Annotated in this window: 15 protein-coding genes; 5 read left to right on the forward strand and 10 right to left on the reverse strand. The window is 51.3% G+C overall.

Annotated features, from left to right (window positions below):
- Nucleotide 1: 1 nt before the first annotated feature.
- Nucleotides 2-1,009, forward strand: a complete 1,008-nt coding sequence (locus CRO74_RS15915) for a GRP family sugar transporter (protein WP_097127001.1) — start codon at nt 2-4, stop codon at nt 1,007-1,009.
- Between the two features lie 31 nt (nt 1,010-1,040).
- Here the strand turns inward: CRO74_RS15915 and CRO74_RS15920 are convergent, their stop codons facing one another.
- Nucleotides 1,041-1,610, reverse strand: a complete 570-nt coding sequence (locus CRO74_RS15920; RefSeq protein ID WP_245877868.1) for a response regulator — start codon at nt 1,608-1,610, stop codon at nt 1,041-1,043.
- A gap of 819 nt (nt 1,611-2,429) precedes the next feature.
- Here CRO74_RS15920 and CRO74_RS15925 point away from each other — a divergent pair.
- A complete protein-coding gene (locus tag CRO74_RS15925) occupies nt 2,430-5,894 on the forward strand; it encodes an ATP-binding response regulator (protein WP_097127002.1) in 3,465 nt (1,154 codons plus the stop codon).
- A gap of 61 nt (nt 5,895-5,955) precedes the next feature.
- Nucleotides 5,956-6,630, forward strand: coding sequence for an EboA domain-containing protein (locus CRO74_RS15930; protein WP_097127003.1), 675 nt, complete (start codon nt 5,956-5,958; stop codon nt 6,628-6,630).
- Nucleotides 6,631-6,695: 65 nt separating this feature from the next.
- On the opposite strand, the gene CRO74_RS15935 is transcribed toward CRO74_RS15930, so the two are convergent.
- Together CRO74_RS15935 and CRO74_RS15940 are read right to left on the reverse strand one after the other, a co-directional pair.
- Entirely contained in the window at nt 6,696-7,358 is a 663-nt protein-coding gene (locus CRO74_RS15935; protein WP_097127004.1) for a porin family protein, read from the reverse strand.
- Nucleotides 7,359-7,364: 6 nt separating this feature from the next.
- On the reverse strand, nt 7,365-8,057 hold the full coding sequence (locus tag CRO74_RS15940; protein ID WP_097127005.1) for a DUF4136 domain-containing protein: 693 nt from the start codon (nt 8,055-8,057) through the stop codon (nt 7,365-7,367).
- A 165-nt stretch (nt 8,058-8,222) separates the two neighbouring features.
- Between CRO74_RS15940 and CRO74_RS15945 the strand changes: the two genes are divergently transcribed.
- Complete coding sequence (locus CRO74_RS15945) at nt 8,223-9,155, forward strand: TatD family hydrolase (protein WP_097127006.1); 933 nt, start codon at nt 8,223-8,225, stop codon at nt 9,153-9,155.
- 90 nt (nt 9,156-9,245) lie between these two features.
- Nucleotides 9,246-10,121: a UbiA-like protein EboC gene (gene eboC, locus CRO74_RS15950; protein WP_097127007.1), complete on the forward strand. Its 876-nt coding sequence runs from the start codon at nt 9,246-9,248 to the stop codon at nt 10,119-10,121.
- 110 nt (nt 10,122-10,231) lie between these two features.
- Here eboC and CRO74_RS15955 read toward each other — a convergent pair whose 3' ends face one another.
- The 7 genes from CRO74_RS15955 to sufC form a co-directional block, all read right to left on the reverse strand.
- Nucleotides 10,232-10,663, reverse strand: a complete 432-nt coding sequence (locus CRO74_RS15955; RefSeq protein WP_097127008.1) for a BrxA/BrxB family bacilliredoxin — start codon at nt 10,661-10,663, stop codon at nt 10,232-10,234.
- A 50-nt stretch (nt 10,664-10,713) separates the two neighbouring features.
- Nucleotides 10,714-11,025: a DUF59 domain-containing protein gene (locus CRO74_RS15960; protein WP_097127009.1), complete on the reverse strand. Its 312-nt coding sequence runs from the start codon at nt 11,023-11,025 to the stop codon at nt 10,714-10,716.
- Nucleotides 11,026-11,106: 81 nt separating this feature from the next.
- On the reverse strand, nt 11,107-11,535 hold the full coding sequence (locus tag CRO74_RS15965) for a SufE family protein (protein WP_097127010.1): 429 nt from the start codon (nt 11,533-11,535) through the stop codon (nt 11,107-11,109).
- 5 nt (nt 11,536-11,540) lie between these two features.
- Nucleotides 11,541-12,779, reverse strand: a complete 1,239-nt coding sequence (locus tag CRO74_RS15970; protein WP_097127011.1) for a SufS family cysteine desulfurase — start codon at nt 12,777-12,779, stop codon at nt 11,541-11,543.
- 96 nt (nt 12,780-12,875) lie between these two features.
- Nucleotides 12,876-13,796 (reverse strand): esterase-like activity of phytase family protein, encoded by a 921-nt coding sequence (locus CRO74_RS15975; RefSeq protein WP_097127012.1) that lies wholly within the window; start codon nt 13,794-13,796, stop codon nt 12,876-12,878.
- A gap of 64 nt (nt 13,797-13,860) precedes the next feature.
- Nucleotides 13,861-15,186 (reverse strand): Fe-S cluster assembly protein SufD, encoded by a 1,326-nt coding sequence (sufD, locus tag CRO74_RS15980; RefSeq protein ID WP_097127013.1) that lies wholly within the window; start codon nt 15,184-15,186, stop codon nt 13,861-13,863.
- Nucleotides 15,187-15,270: 84 nt separating this feature from the next.
- Nucleotides 15,271-16,026, reverse strand: coding sequence for a Fe-S cluster assembly ATPase SufC (gene sufC, locus CRO74_RS15985; RefSeq protein WP_097127014.1), 756 nt, complete (start codon nt 16,024-16,026; stop codon nt 15,271-15,273).
- Nucleotides 16,027-16,121: the final 95 nt, after the last annotated feature.

Consider the following 16,121-nt stretch of genomic DNA (forward strand, 5'->3'; position numbering starts at 1 on the left):
TATGTTTGTCACCAACCATCCAACGGTAGCCATTGGGCTCTGTCTGTTTACCATGTTCTGCTGGGGTTCCTGGGCCAACGCCCAGAAGTACGTTACCAAGTCGTCGCCCCTGTATGTCTTTTACCGGGACTATGTCTATGGTATTCTCCTGGCATCGCTGGCGATCGGGTTTACGCTGGGCAGCTTTGGCGAAGAGGGTCGCTCACTGGTCGCCGATTTACAACAGGCGCAGGTAAGCAGTTTGTTAATTGCTCTGGTGGCCGGTGTGGTGTTCAATATCGGCAATATGCTGCTTACGGTTGGCATTGGTATAGCCGGTATTTCCATTGCCATGCCCGTGGGCACAGGCTTATCCCTCGCTATTGGTTTAGTTGTCAATTACCTGGCCGAACCAAAAGGAAGCATTCCATTGCTGGTGGCAGGAGCGGGAGCTATTCTGTTGGCTATGGTCTTCAGCGCACTGGCCTATCGAACCAAACAGGGGCAGGACGATACCGATACCTCATCGTCTACTAACCGAGGCATCTGGATTGCGCTGGCCGGTGGGCTGGTGGCAGGTTTTTTCTTTCGCATCACGGCTGAGTCGCTGGTTACCGATCTGGAAAACCCCGAGTCGGGTCTGTTGACTCCTTATACGAGTCTGGTGCTGTTTGCGCTGGGCGTTAACCTGGGCAATCCACTCGTGGAGTACCTTGTCCGGCGATTTTTGCAAACCGATGAACAGGGTCAGCCCACGTATCGGCAAACTCCGCTCAAGGCACACCTGGCTGGTATGGGTGGGGGCGTAATCTGGGGGCTGGGCATGATCACGCTGCTACTGGGTGCCGGGCAGGCGGGCGATGCCGTATCGTATGGCCTTAGCCAGGGCGCTACGATTGTATCCGTCCTTTGGGGACTGTTTGTCTGGCATGAGTTTAAAGATGCACCTCCCAAAGCCAGCCGCTACCTGTGGTTAATGGGTACGGCTTATGGGGTAGGTCTGGTACTTATTGTTCTGGCGCGGGTTTAGGGCAATTGTCCCGGCAGAACCATACGCTTTTCTACTCCGTCCAGTACGTACGAAGCATGGAAAAGCGTTCCCGCCATTCGTTGTACGTAAAGGGTTTAACAATGTATGAATTGCTGGAATAGGTAAACGCGCTCCTGATATCTTCGGGGTTATTGGAGCGGCTAACGATAACCGTAGGAATTTTCCCGTATGTCGGATGTTGCTTAATCTTTTTCAGCGTGTTCAGTCCGGATTGTGGAGTAGGTAAGTATAAATCGACCAGGATCAGGCGGGGCAAGTCGATTTCACGCTGAACACATTTGTTGAGGTAAGGCATCACCCGGCTGGACTCGGCAATCCAGATCACCTGTGAGACGGGAAACTGCTGGAGTAAGGCCCACCGAATCAGGAACCACTCATCTGCATTATCCTCGATGACCAGAATAGTCGGTTTATTCGGTTTGGTCTTCGTTAGTCCCTGTGGGGTATCAGGCTGGGGCTCGGGGGTTGATCTGGACAGATAGGTTTCATACACTCGGCTCCGATACAGGGCCAGCCAGCTCTCAAAGTTTTGTAGTGTTGTCTGATCCTCGTCTGTATTCGATTCGTTATCTGAAGCCATACGTTACGCTAATTACAGGTTTTGTATATTATCCGTTCAAACACTACTTGTATAAACACGATTCACCTCACTAAACTTAGTACATGCCAAAAACTCATAAGTTTGCAAATTAGTATTATTGGTAAATTAAATAAGTATTTAACCTGGAAATTAAGGCAATTTAAATTATCTGTGCCTAATGTAGGCAATGATTTTTTAATATTATTAAGCTAATTAGTAAATTGGTTGCTTAACTATAATTCCATGTATCGTTTCGGAAGAATTGGCTAATGATTACTCTTTGTATTGTTTACAAGTAATAACGAAACGATCTACAGTAGTTTAAGTAATGCGTATATACTATTTGTTTGTGTCTAAATAGCGCATTTTGTTAAATAAAATCGACTTTGGTATTCTGGTTAAATTTTCACCAAAGAAATCAGGAAGTCAGGAGAGAGGGCTCCATAAGTCAATAGTATCTGGTAATTAGATTCGAGAGATTGATGATCGTCAGGAGGCTGCCATAACGTTATCGATGCTGCCAAAATTGAATGGACATTAGCTAGACACCTATTACAGTTACCAGAGGATACATCCGGATGAGCTTGTTCGGATGATGCCAAACCTAATGAGATTAGACAGGTTGAGCTAGTGTTTGTTGTTATTTATTGGGTTATGCTAAGATTATATTCAGATTTACTAAACTATTCCAACGTTTTCTAATTCTGATATGTAACCATAGAGGACAAGAATCAAGAAGAGTATGTCTCTGGTATACAGGCCAGATGAACAACCCACTTTGTTCTACCTTTTTTTCATGTGTGTGGTTTACTTAATACTATGATTGAGCCTGAATCGTCAGAGCCGTTTTTAGCTGGGGGGGGAGAGATGGGCCAATTGATCCGCTCTATGGATTGGGCAAAAACACCACTTGGGCCTATTTCTTCATGGCCCCAAAGTTTACGGACATCGGTTAGTTTATGCCTCTCGTCAACATTTCCTATTCTTATTGCCTGGGGCCCCGAAACCATTCAGCTATATAACGATAGTTACCGGCCTATCTGCGGGGCCAAACATCCGGAATCGATGGGCCAGAATTTCCGGATTTGCTGGGAAACGGCGCTTCCCGTTGTAGGGGATGCATTTACGCGGGGGCAGCAGGGCGAAGGGACATACATTAAAGATCAGCGGATGTTTCTGGATCGGTATGGCTACCTCGAAGAAGCGTTCATGACTTTTTCCTTCGCACCCATTCGGGATGAATCCGGCGGGGTAGGCGGAATTTTTCACCCCATCACCGAAACGACCGATAAAATGCTCAGTGCCCGCCGAACGCAGGTACTGCGGGATGTGGCGGCCCTTGTTGGACAGGCAAAGACTAACCAGGACATCTACACGAGTTTGGTGAAGGCACAGAGCGGATTTGACCTGGATTTACCTTTTTTATTGTTCTACGACCTTCTGGAGGATGGAAAACAGGCAAAGCTGGTCAGCACGGCTGGCCTGGATGTCGATTCTCCTCTACCGTCCGGTCTTGACCAAGTGACCATAGCCGAAACCGACTGGCTCACCACCCTGCCGGAGACGCGGGTAGTTGACCAACTGGCCGAGCGGGTTGGAACAATTGCTGGCGGCCCCTATCCGGAGCCTCCGCACACCGCCGTTCGGCTGCCTATTCTGTTGTCGAACCGCGAGCAGCCCATTGGGTTTCTGCTGGCCGGCGTTAGTCCGCGCCGGGCACTCGACCAGGACTACCTTAACTTCTACGCGCTTCTGGCCAATACCATCAGCACCGCTTTCTCGAATGTTTATGCGTATCAGGAAGAACAAAAACGAGCCGAAGCGCTGGCCGCTATTGACCAGGCCAAAACGGCGTTCTTCAATAATATCAGCCACGAATTTCGGACACCGCTGACCCTGATGCTCGGGCCGCTGGAGGAACTGCTACAGGACAATGCCTTCCAGTCATCGGCGTATAAACAGCCGGTAGAAGCCACTCACCGCAATGCCCTGCGCCTGCTGAAACTGGTCAATAACCTGCTCGATTTCAGTCGTATAGAAGCAGGCCGGACAAAAGCCAGCTTTCGGCCCATCGATTTGGTTGGCCTGACCGTTGACCTGACCAGCAGTTTTCGCTCCCTGATTGAGCGGGCCGGACTGCACCTGACCGTTGACTGTGAGCCGCTGCCCGCCGTCGTTTATGCCGATGCGGAAATGTGGGAGAAGATTGTACTTAACCTACTTTCGAATGCTTTCAAGTATACGTTACAGGGCCGCATTGGGGTACAACTAACCGGCGAAGACGAAAGCGCTGTTCTTCGCGTGTCGGATACGGGTGTAGGCATCCCTGCGGCAGAAATCCCCCACATGTTCGAGCGCTTTCACCGGGTTGCCAATGCGGGCGGGCGTACCTACGAGGGCAGCGGCATTGGCCTTTCGCTGGTGCATGAACTGGTGAATCTGCACGGTGGTACGATTACGGTAACCAGTGTAGAAGGCCAGGGGAGTACATTTACAGTGCGATTGCCCTTGGGTAAAGGCCATCTGCCCGAATATCAACTAGTGGAAGGCGACTATCGAAGTAAGCGGAGCCCGCTGGCCGATACCTTTTTGCAGGAAGCCCGGACAATGCTTTCGGAAGAAATGATGCCCGTTGATACGGCCGGAATGCCACTGGAAGCAGTTGAGGATGACCGGACAACGAAAATTCTGGTGGTCGACGATAATGCCGATATGCGGGCCTACCTGACCCGCTTACTGGCTCCTTATTTCACCATCCAGACGGCCGTGAATGGAGCCGATGCTATCCGGCAGCTAAACACAGACCTGCCCCAGCTCATCCTGAGCGACATGATGATGCCGGTCATGGACGGAAAAGAACTGCTGCGCCGGGTGAAGCATAACCCGGTAATGGCTCACATCCCGCTTATCTTTTTATCCGCCCGAGCCGGTCAGGAAGCTCGCATCGACGGCCTGGAGGCCGGAGCGGATGATTACCTGGTAAAGCCGTTTTCGAGTCTGGAACTCCTGACCAAAGTTCGGGCGCAGATAAACCTGAACCGGACCCGCCGACAGGCCGAAACCCGTCTGCGAAATCTGGTAGAACAGGCTCCGGTGGCTATGCTCCTGATGAAAGGCCCTGATCTGGTCATTGATCTGATCAACCAGGCCATGCTGGAGCTTATCCAGCGCGAAAAGGATATACTGGGTAAACCGCTTGTTGGTGCGCTGCCGGAATTGAGCGGACAGGAGTTTGTGGATCGGTGCCTGACGGTGTACCAGACGGGCGTTACCGATCAGAGCTGGTCCATTGCCATACCCGTAAACCGAAATGGCGAGGTCGAAACGGGGTATTTCAACATTCTCCTCACGCCTTACCACGAGGGCAATACCATTACGGGCGTACTGGAAGTGTGTACCGAGATCACTGAACTTGTTGAGGTTAACAAGGCACTGGCAGCCAGCGAAGATCGGTACCGCCAGCTGTCAACGGATCTGGATGAGCAGGTGCAGCAGCGTACGGCGGAACTGCAGGCGTCGATCCACGATTTACAGCGATCCAACGATAACCTTCAGCAGTTCGCCTATGTGGCGTCGCACGACTTGCAGGAGCCGCTACGCAAGATACAGTCGTTCGGTGACCTCCTGAAAAACCAGTATGCCGATAATCTGGGGGATGGAGTCGACTATCTGAAACGAATGCAGACGGCGGCTAACCGGATGTCGACGCTCATCCGGGATTTGCTGAGCTTCTCCCGAATTACCACCCGCCAGGAAGTAACAGAGACCGTTTCACTGGCCGAGACGCTCAATCTGGTACTTTTGGATCTGGATGTGATGATTCAGGAAACCGGTGCTACGGTACAAATCCATCCGTTGCCAACGATACTGGGCGACCGCTCGCAACTGATACAGCTCTTTCAGAATTTACTGTCAAATGCGCTTAAGTTTCGTCGGAAGAGTTCAACAGGGGGGGCGGTGCCGCCGGTTATTACCGTAATTGCTCAACTGGTAGAAGCATCGGAGTTGCCCCTGTCTGCAAAACCCACTCGATCCCTTAACCTGTATTACCGCATCGATGTGACAGACAATGGTATTGGATTTAATGAGAAATACCTGGATCGGATTTTTCAGGTGTTCCAGCGGCTGCATGGCAAAAGCGAGTTTCAGGGTACAGGGATTGGACTGGCCATTTGCGAGAAAGTCGTTGCCAATCATGGGGGCGCAATTACGGCGCAAAGTCAGCCCGGCGAAGGAGCTACCTTTAGTGTCTATCTACCGGCAGGGCAGCTTCAGAGCCAGTAATTCTGCCGACTCCTCTTTACTTTTACACCAACAAAACCTACCGAACGTCTACTTTTGTGCTATGAATATTCTGTCAATGAGCCAGACGCTGTTCTACCTGATCGAACAGCAACCGAATTCCGAAAAAGCCGTAACCTACCTGCGCCAACAGGCCGATGCATTTTCGTCTAATCCGCAGGTCGCTGTCTTTTACCGCGTCTTTACGGCTTTGCCCCGCTTTGTAGGGAAGCAGCCCGTTGTCGTTCCGGCGGATATACAATTTGCCTTGCAGCGGGTACGGCCCGGTCTCACCGTTCAGGACTGGACCCTCGACCGGCTGGCGCGGGTGTGGTGGCTTCTCCAACTCCCCGCCGATGACCAGATTACGTACGTCAAAACCATCAGCGAACTCTTCAAAGCGGGCGAACTGAACGAACTGGTTGCGTTGTATTCTGCCCTGCCGGTGCTGGCCTATCCCGAAGCGTGGAAGTTTCAGGCCACGGAAGGCATTCGGAACAACATTGCCGATGTGCAGTCGGCCATTATGCTCCACAATCCATACCCTGCCGATTACTTTGATGAACCTGCCTGGAATCAGTTGATTATGAAAGCGTTCTTCACGGATAAAGACGTTACGCAGATCATCGGCCTGAATGAGCGCAACAACGCCCGACTCGCCAAAACGCTGACAGATTTCGCTGCCGAACGCCGGGCGGCCGGGCGTAGTTTACCGGCTCATATGGAGGAATTGATGTAACGCGGGTGGAAACCCGCAATTTTAAGTTTGCAATCAGTAAATCGCGGGTTTCCACCCGCGTTACGTTAATAAAACCGGTACGAAATACCAGCCGATAGCATCAGCGAAGGGGCACTGTTCTTCAGTAAATCATAGTTGAAGAAGATATTCTGGTATTGCGCCTGAATCTCAGCACCCAGTCCCTGTTCGCGTTTACCATAGTATTTCACACCAATGGCGGGTGCTATTGCCCCTTTAAACCCATTCGACTGGTCGGCCAGTGTGCCGAAATAGTTGGTGTAGTCGACGTAGGCACCCCCACCGGCAAACTGAACATACGGCCGAAGCGCTGCGGCATTATCGGCGAAATAATACGAAAGCGAAACCATGGCCGGAATAACCGAAAGCGTTCGGGTTTGGACGGCTGAAATAGACTGATCGCCGTACTCATACACCTGCCGGTCGAGTCGCTGCTTGTTATACTGGTAGCCCGTTTTTATACCAATGGCAAACCGTTTGGGGAACAGCCATTCGCCTTCCAGCGCAAAGTTGGTCGGCGATACGTTGTCGATGTACCCCTTCGTTCCACCCAGCGGAAAGACAACGCCATAGCGGGCGGCAATGTTGAACGTAACATACTCCTGATAGGGCGACGGAAAGCCATTATTGCCCGAGTTATCATTCCGGTACTGTGCCCAGGTCGTTGTCGTTAACGTTATCAGGGTAATGAATGCGATGATCGATTTCATAATGTCTTATTCAGCAGCCTTTAGATAAGGCGATTGGTTGAAAATAGCGGTAATGGCGTTGTCGACGGATTGCTGATCCGCAATATCAGCCCCCCGAATGGTCGCGTTGTAGATAACTGTTAACTGAGGTGGTGCTGAACCGGTACCCGTTCCTGTGCCCGTAGCTGGACGGTTTTTCAGATCGACAATCTGAATTTCCCAGTATTGGTCAGTTACCTGATAGGTATAGTAGCTTTGGTAGTATGGAGAATATCCCACCCCCCCCAGGCCACCGAACCCTCCTCCCCAGTAATTGGAGTAATACGAATACGGATTGGAGGCTATCCCGGTATACTGATTGTTGACCCGGATAATAGCCACGCCTAAGTCGGCACTATCGCCCCGGCTAACCCGTTGAAACCCTCTGCCCGTCAGCGCATTCGCCACATTCGTAACAAACCGGCTCGAAAGGGGCGTTTGATCAGCCGTATACGAGTCATTCGATTCTACAATGACGGAGTCGGGAAGGCTAAAGGTTTTATACTGGCTGAAATTGGCCGAGCGGTCGTAATTGGTTATATATACCGGGCTATCGGCTGGACTCAGGTCGTTGATGGCGTTTTCGCGGCAGGAGAGTAATCCACCACCCACCAGAAGCAGTAAAACCGCCCCTAGTTTCCACTTTCCTGCTTTGCGTTGTTGCTGCATGTTCATATTCATGGTTGCATTTGTTGTAGGACTATCTATCTATAAAACGAATAGACTAGTGCGAAGTTTGTGGAACCTGGATTAAATGTTGCTAAACAACATGCAGAACGGGGGTAATTTTTACGGAACTTTGCTGCCCAATTAACGAGTACTTAATGCCTCTAACGTAGAACTATTATGGATTTTATGGATTCAATTCGTGGCATGTCGTTTTTCGATATGCACGTTCACATGACGTCCCGTACCACAGACGACTATCAGGCAATGGCCGATGCGGGCGTTGTAGCCCTGATCGAACCGGCTTTCTGGTTGGGACAACCCCGCACCGGCGTCGACTCATTTCGGGATTATTTTGCCAGTCTGGTTGGTTGGGAGCGTTTTCGGGCGTCACAGTTCGGTATTCGACACTATTGTACCATCGGATTGAACTCCAAAGAGGCAAATCAGGAGGAATTAGCCGAGCAGGTTATGGAAATTCTGCCGTTATTCATCTACAAAGAAGGTGTGGTTGGGGTAGGTGAAATTGGTTTCGACGACCAGACGCCCGCCGAGGATAAATACTACCGGGCGCAACTGGAACTAGCCAGAGAAGCCGGCTTACCTGTGCAGATTCACACGCCCCACCGCGACAAAAAACAAGGTACCAGTCGGAGCATGGATATTGCCATCGAGCACGGTATAGACCCCGGCATGGTAATCGTTGACCATAATAATGAGGAAACGGTGCGCGAGGTTCTGGACCGGGGATTCTGGGCTGGCTTCACCATTTATCCGTTTACCAAGATGGGAAATGAGCGAATGGTCGAGGTCGTAAAACAGTACGGACCAGAGCGCATCATGATCAACTCGGCTGCCGACTGGGGAATCAGCGACCCGCTGGCTGTACCCAAAACAGCCGCATTGATGAAGCAGCGCGGTATTTCGGACGAGGCTATCAAGCTGGTAACGTTTACCAATGCCGTAACGGCCTTTGCCCAAAGTGGTCAGCTCAGTCTGGAAGAACTTACCCAGCCGATGGGTATCGACCAGAGCCAGCGATACAACGGCAGTTCGGTATTACGGGGCGGGCAGGCACCACGAGTGGATAAGGATTCAACGATAATTAAATAAAGACTGAAAGAGTGAAAGAGTGAAAAGTTGGCACAAGCCATTTTCGCTCTTTCACTCTTTCACCGCGCTGGCGGCCCCGTCTCTCACTCTATGCTAAAAGCACTTCTCTCCCTTACCCGACCGGCGAATCTGGTTACAGCCATTGCCGATGTGTTGGCGGGTATGGCCATTGCAGGATATTTTGGGGTTTACGACCCGGCCCCGGTTCCGGTGGGCTGGCTTTGTCTGGCCACGGTCGGGCTGTATGGTGGGGGCGTCGTGTTTAACGACGTGTTCGATGCCGAACTGGATGCCGTTGAACGGCCTGAGCGCCCCATTCCCAGTGGGGTAATTCCTAAATCGACCGCTATATTGCTGGGAACAGTGTTGTTTCTAATTGGTATAAGTGCCTCATTTGCCGTCAATCAAACGGCGGGGCTGTTAGCCATCGGAATTACGGTAGCGTCGCTGGTCTACGATAAATTTGGAAAGCATCATAACCTGCTTGGTCCCGTCAATATGGGTCTTTGCCGGGGATTAAACCTCCTGCTGGGCATCAGCATTATTCCCGATCAAGTGATGCCGTGGGCGTGGGTAGGGGTAGTGCCCATCGCTTATATTGCGGCCATCACCATGATTAGTCGGGGAGAAGTTCACGGTGGGAGCCCGACGACACTTCGATTTGCGGGAATTCTCTATGCGCTGGTCATTGGCTGCCTGGCGGCTCTGGCGCAGCAGCAGCAACAGTTAGGTACGGCCCTGCCGTTTCTGTTGCTGTTTGGGTATTATATTTTCCCTCCCCTTTGGCGGGCTGTCAAGGAGCCCGTTGGCCAAAATATCGGGCTGGCGGTACGGGCGGGGGTGCTTTCGCTTATTGTTATGAACGCGGCCTGGGTAGCGGCTTTCGCGTCGTTCCCGCTGGCTTTGCTGGTCTTTTGCTTACTGCCGCTATCGAGATTGCTGGCGAAGGTTTTTGCGGTGACCTAGTGTAATACCGACCGTCCCGGTCGGGGGTGAAGTAGACGTTAAGAAGGCAGACAAAATTTGATCTGCCTTTATCTTATACTTCACACCCGACCGGGACGGTCGGTACTACATTACGCGTTTGCTGGTGTGCAGAACTCTTCCAGTGCCATTTCCAGGTGCTGGGCGATCATCTGCGCCGAACGGCCTTCAATGTGGTGCCGCTCGATGAAATGAACGAGGTCACCATCTTTGAAAATGCCAATGGCTGGCGATGATGGAGGATACGGCAGCAGATACTCTCGCATCTTGGCCGTTGCTTCCAGGTCACCACCCGCAAAGACACTCACCATCTTGTCGGGCTTAACGGGACTAGCTGCTAAAGCCGCTTTCACACCTGGGCGGGCCGCGCCGGCCGCGCAACCACAAACCGAATTTACCACGACCAGCATAGTACCCTGGGTGTTTTCTACTGCGTTCACTACGTCGTCGGCGGTGGTCAATTCTTCAAACCCAACGCTGGTCAGGTCTTCCCGCATCGGGATAAGCAAATGAGGAGGATACATAATAGTTTGTTAGTTAATAAGTTGAGTCGGTAAGCTTTACCGACTATTTTTTACATAAATCCAAGTTCCAGTTTCGCTACTTCCGACATGAGCTCGGTGGAGTAGGGGGGATCGAAGGTCAATTCCACGCTTACGTCGCTTACGCCTTCGATGGCCCGGACTTTCTGTTCGATTTCGGCTGGAATCTCCCCGGCCGACGGGCAGGAGGGCGACGTCAGCGTCATCAGGATATACACGTTGTTGACCGGAAATATCTTGATGTCGTAGATGAGGCCCAGCTCATACACATCCACCGGAATTTCGGGGTCATAAACACCCTTGAGGGCTAGTACAACTTGTTCTTTTAGATCTTCGTCTGTCATTACTTTAAGTCATGTTGTGGTCAAAAATGGTCAGGATTTGTCAGAATTGCTGCCGAGCGACAAAACCTACTCAACTTCTAACTATTGTTTGACGGTTGAGTAGGCTTTTCCGAATGCTTTCATCCGCTCGATCATGGAGGCCAGACCACCGGCACGTAGGGACGTAATCAGATTTCCCATGCCCACGCGGGGGATAAAGTATAAATCGGCGTTGGCAATATCTTCGGGTTTTTCGCCCGATAGCACCCGAATCAGCAACCCAACCAGACCTTTGGAAATCTGGGCTGTCGGTTCGCTGTCTCCGTAAAAATAAAGTTGACTGTCTTTCAATTCGGCATCGACCCATACTTTCGACTGGCACCCCATGATCCGGTTCTCGTCGGTCTTGAGCGATTCGGGCATGGGGGGCAGTTTTTTGCCCAAGTCAATAATGTATTGCGTCTTGTCGAGTTGATCATCGAACAAGTCAAACTCCTCGATAATCTCGTCCTGTTTTTCGTTAATAGTCATGCTGCTTATAACATCATTTTCTGAACCCGGCGAAGGCCAGTTACGAGTCGGTCGATTTCGTCTCTGGTGTTATAAACCGCAAACGACGCCCGCGTAGTTCCGGCAATGCCAAAGCGTTGCATGAGCGGCTGGGTACAGTGGTGCCCCGTCCGAACGGCAATGCCCTGCTGGTCCAGAATAACGCCCGTATCCTGATGGTGAATGCCATCGAGCACGAATGAAACGACACCGATTTTATGTTTGGCCTGCCCAATGATACGGAGCCCGTCCAACTCGCTCAGTTGCTCGGTGGCGTACTGAAGCAGGTCGTTTTCGTGAGCCGCAATATTTTCTTTGCCCAGGCCTGCCATGTACTCAAGGGCCGTTTTGACGGCAACGACATCGGCAATGTTGGGCGTACCCGCTTCAAACTTATAAGGGATCTCGTTGTAGGTCGTTTTGGCGAACGTCACTTCCTTTATCATTTCGCCACCACCCCGGTACGGAGGCATCGCATCGAGCAACTCTTTTTTGCCGTACAACACACCCATGCCCGTTGGGCCGTATAGCTTGTGGGCCGATAGTACATAAAAATCAGCGTCGAGTTCCTGTACATCAAGCTCAAGGTGCGAGCTGGCCTGCGCCCCGTCGATCAGGACAACCGCGCCAACCGCGTGGGCTTTGTCTATGATGGTTTTAACGGGGTTGATGGTGCCCAGCGAGTTCGATACGTGAACGCAGGAAACGAATTTAGTCCGCTCCGTCAGGAGTTTTTCATACTCGTCGATAAGCAACTCGCCTTCGTCGTTGACGGGAATAACTTTCAGAATGCAGCCTTTCTCTTCGCAAAGCATCTGCCAGGGCACAATGTTGGAATGGTGCTCCATGGTCGAGATAATGATCTCGTCGCCTTCTTTCAGAAATTGGCGTCCGTAGGTCTGGGCCACCAGATTGATACCATCGGTCGTGCCGTAGGTGAAAATAATCTCCTGCCAGTGTTTGGCGTTGAGAAACTCCTGCATGGCCCGGCGCGATGCTTCAAAAGCCGCCGTCGCCTTTTCGGCCAGGTGGTGAATACCCCGGTGAATATTGGCGTTGTACCCTTCGTAATAGCCCGTCAGCGCATTAATGACTGCCGTAGGTTTCTGATTCGTAGCGGCATTATCCAAATAAACCAGCGGACGACCGTTCACCTGTTGATGGAGGATGGGGAAATCCCGGCGTATTTGCTGTATATCCAAGGTTGTTTCTATCGCTGATTGCATATCGTGTTCGTATCGAAAAGAGGGCAAATGACGATAACGGTAAGCCCTAAGTCATCTTCAAAACGTAAATCGAGGGTGGTTAGGTTCGTGTAAACACTACCGTCTTTTCAAAACGATGACCTGATTTCGAAGGGTTTTATTGACGCGGAAGTTGTCATCGGCCATGAGTACCAGCGTCTGATGCGATTCATCAGCCCAGGCCATCGCTTCCAGATTGCAGACCGATCCGGGAAACTGGCTATTAAAATTGAAAGCCAGCTCTTTTCGCAGGGTATGCGTTGCCTGGTCGGGCGTGGCCAGATACAGGTTGGCCGTCACACGCTTCTGCTCATTATCATAACACCGTTCCAGCACAAGGAGCCTTGTATCGTCAACGGCCAGTATTTCCGAGATGCCGCCTGTTCGTTCTTCACCCTGTGCAAATGGGCAGCGGTCGATGGGGTATCTATATCGCTCTACGACCGGGTCGGTAGCCAGCGGATTCGGATACCGGAAAAACGTAATGGTGTCCTGCGTCAACCGGGTTTCGCCTTCCCAACCGGCTTCGGGAGCCAACCAAAGCGCACCGGATGGCATAACAGCCAGTCCTTCGAGTCCTTTGTTGGGGGAGGGGAGGGGGAGTTTCAGGAGTACCTGCGCGACACTATCTCGCATGACTTTACCATATTGAACGGAGGTCACATGCTCGTGCTCATCGGTCCAGAAGTACGTTCCGGTTCGGGCGTCATACCGGGTGCTTTCAAACCAGTATGGAGTTTTCTGAGCTGCTTTCAGGCGCGTTTTATCCCCCAGGTCGCGGATGGTTCTGATGTTGGTAAAAGTGAAATGCCAGCCCCGGTCGCTCACCAGATGCCACTCGCCCGTTGTTGGTACGATCTCCAGCCCCGAAATGCCCCGTAAACTATCCCGAACGAACGGCATGGTAATGGAATCGCCTTCGAAGGTGAACGAAACCCCTTGGCCGTGAACGGTGGAGTAGGCGAGGAGGAGATAGGTAAGCCGGTAAAGTAGGCGCATGGAGGAATAAAAAAAGTGTCGGGTTTGAGAACCCGACACCACAAAATTACGATACTAATCTTTTTTACTTCGTCAGCTTTTCCCGAACAACCCCTTCAAGGTATTCGCGGATGGGCTTAATTTTGATCTGGCTCAGTACGTCCTGCGAGAAGGCGTACAGCAACAGCGTCCGGGCTTCATCTTTAGGAATACCGCGCGAACGCATGTAGAACAGGGCTTCGTCGTTTAACTGGCCCGTGGTTGTTCCGTGTGAGCACTTCACATCGTCGGCGTAGATTTCCAACTGCGGCTTGGTGTTCATGGATGCCCCCGGCGACATGACTACGTTCTTACACGACTGGTACGCATTGGTTTTCTGCGCGTCGGGCCGAACGAAGATTTTGCCGTTGAAAACGCCCGTGCTGTTATCGTCCAGAATCCCTTTGTAGAGTTCATTGCTGTACGAGTTGGGCATGGCGTGGTCAACCAGTGTATGGTTATCCACGTGCTGACGACCGTTTGGCATGTACAGCCCGTACATGAACGCTTCGGCATGTTGACCGTTGAGCACAATATTCAGGTTGTTCCGGACGAATTGGCCGTTGAGGGTAATCGACGCGGAATAGAAATGGCTGTTGTCGGCCTGGTGAACCTGAGTCGTGCCGATGTGGTATGCTTTCGCCGTTTCGTTCAGTACTTTGTAGTATTGCATCCGGGCGTCGCGGTCGAGCACGATTTCCGTCACGACGTTCACAAAGCTTGAATTTTCGCCCAATGTCCGGTACGATTCGGCCATCATCACCTCGGCATTTTTGCCGATAACGACGAGGTTACGAGGCTGCGAGGTAATGTTGCTAATGCGGGCATCGGTAATGAAGCGCAGAATGATTGGCTGATCGACGGTCGTATTAGCCGGTACCCGAACCACCACCCCATCGCTGGCCATGGCCGTATTCAGCGCCGTAAAGGCACTGTCCTGATAATCGGCATACCGGGCAAAATGCGCACCCATAAACTCGGTGTCTGCTTTGATCGAGTCGGCGAAACTGGTAATCTGTACCTGTTCAGACGGGCTGACAATCCGCGACAGTTCGGGATGGTAGATGCCGTTGACAAAGTACAGGATATTGCCTTCCAGATTCGGAATTTCGAGCGGCACCAGGTCTTCGGCCGTTAATGACGAAGCGGTATCGAGTGCAAAGTTTTCTTTGATGAGACTGTTGACATTCGAGTACTTCCATTCTTCATGCCGAATCGTGGGGAAGCCCAACTGCTCGAACTGTTTCAGGGCAGACCGACGAAGCTGGTGCAGGGGCGATTTTCGTTCGCCGTTCATGCGCTCTTCGTTGTCCCGAAAAGACGCCAGCAACTGCTCCTTAAAATCGTTATAGGATGCGTAAGAGGGAGTCATTTTTTTATGTATGATGTATAAGGGTGTATGATGTATGATGTATGGTATAGACTATATCATACATCATATATAATATATCATACATCAGATGGCTTCAGCTTCGGCTTTGATCCAGTCGTATCCTTTTTCTTCCAGTTCGAGGGCCAGTTCTTTGGGTCCCGACTTCACGATACGACCTTTGTACAGCACGTGTACGTAATCGGGCACGATGTAATCCAGTAAGCGCTGGTAGTGCGTTACCACAATGGTAGCCCGCTCCGGCGAACGAAGTTTATTGACCCCGTCGGCCACGATGCGGAGGGCATCAATGTCCAGGCCAGAATCAGTTTCGTCCAGAATAGCCAGTTTGGGTTCGAGCATGGCCATCTGAAAAATTTCATTTCGTTTTTTCTCACCACCCGAGAAGCCTTCGTTCAATGACCGGCTCAGCAGCGACTGGTCGATGTTAACGAGTTTCATCTTCTCTTTCATCAGTTTCAGGAACTGTACCGCATCGAGCGAGTCCTGTCCGCGATATTTACGGATTTCGTTCAAGGCAGTCTTTAAGAAGTTTGTCGTGCTGACGCCCGGAATCTCGATTGGATACTGGAAGGCCAGAAAAATACCTTCGGCAGCCCGTTCTTCGGGTGCCATATCCAACAGGTCTTTTCCGTCGAAAACTACGCTGCCACTTGTTACATCATAGTCCTCACGACCTGCTAATACTGACGCCAGCGTGCTTTTGCCCGCACCATTGGGCCCCATAATGGCGTGAACCTCACCCGCATTAATCTCCAGGTTAAGGCCTCTTAATATTTCTTTCTCGCCAATGGAGGCATGTAAATTACTGATGGATAACATAATAGGTTCTATCGTGACACCTCTAAATAAAGCCGCAAAGTTAGCACATGAAATGGCTTCTACGTAGCTAGGTAACAAAATCGGCTGTTTAAAAG

Origin of the sequence: Spirosoma fluviale, from assembly GCF_900230225.1 — a bacterium.
GTDB classification, from domain to species: Bacteria; Bacteroidota; Bacteroidia; order Cytophagales; family Spirosomataceae; genus Spirosoma; species Spirosoma fluviale.

Coding starts and splice junctions, on each gene's coding strand:
- CRO74_RS15975 (WP_097127012.1), bottom strand. CDS start 13,796: ATGCGCCTACTTTACCGGCTTACCTATCTCCTCCTCGCCTACTCCACC.
- CRO74_RS15960 (WP_097127009.1), bottom strand. CDS start 11,025: ATGACAGACGAAGATCTAAAAGAACAAGTTGTACTAGCCCTCAAGGGT.
- sufC (WP_097127014.1), bottom strand. CDS start 16,026: ATGTTATCCATCAGTAATTTACATGCCTCCATTGGCGAGAAAGAAATA.
- CRO74_RS15930 (WP_097127003.1), top strand. CDS start 5,956: ATGAATATTCTGTCAATGAGCCAGACGCTGTTCTACCTGATCGAACAG.
- CRO74_RS15965 (WP_097127010.1), bottom strand. CDS start 11,535: ATGACTATTAACGAAAAACAGGACGAGATTATCGAGGAGTTTGACTTG.
- CRO74_RS15925 (WP_097127002.1), top strand. CDS start 2,430: ATGATTGAGCCTGAATCGTCAGAGCCGTTTTTAGCTGGGGGGGGAGAG.
- CRO74_RS15920 (WP_245877868.1), bottom strand. CDS start 1,610: ATGGCTTCAGATAACGAATCGAATACAGACGAGGATCAGACAACACTA.
- sufD (WP_097127013.1), bottom strand. CDS start 15,186: ATGACTCCCTCTTACGCATCCTATAACGATTTTAAGGAGCAGTTGCTG.
- CRO74_RS15940 (WP_097127005.1), bottom strand. CDS start 8,057: ATGAATATGAACATGCAGCAACAACGCAAAGCAGGAAAGTGGAAACTA.
- CRO74_RS15945 (WP_097127006.1), top strand. CDS start 8,223: ATGGATTTTATGGATTCAATTCGTGGCATGTCGTTTTTCGATATGCAC.
- CRO74_RS15970 (WP_097127011.1), bottom strand. CDS start 12,779: ATGCAATCAGCGATAGAAACAACCTTGGATATACAGCAAATACGCCGG.
- CRO74_RS15915 (WP_097127001.1), top strand. CDS start 2: ATGTTTGTCACCAACCATCCAACGGTAGCCATTGGGCTCTGTCTGTTT.
- eboC (WP_097127007.1), top strand. CDS start 9,246: ATGCTAAAAGCACTTCTCTCCCTTACCCGACCGGCGAATCTGGTTACA.
- CRO74_RS15955 (WP_097127008.1), bottom strand. CDS start 10,663: ATGTATCCTCCTCATTTGCTTATCCCGATGCGGGAAGACCTGACCAGC.
- CRO74_RS15935 (WP_097127004.1), bottom strand. CDS start 7,358: ATGAAATCGATCATCGCATTCATTACCCTGATAACGTTAACGACAACG.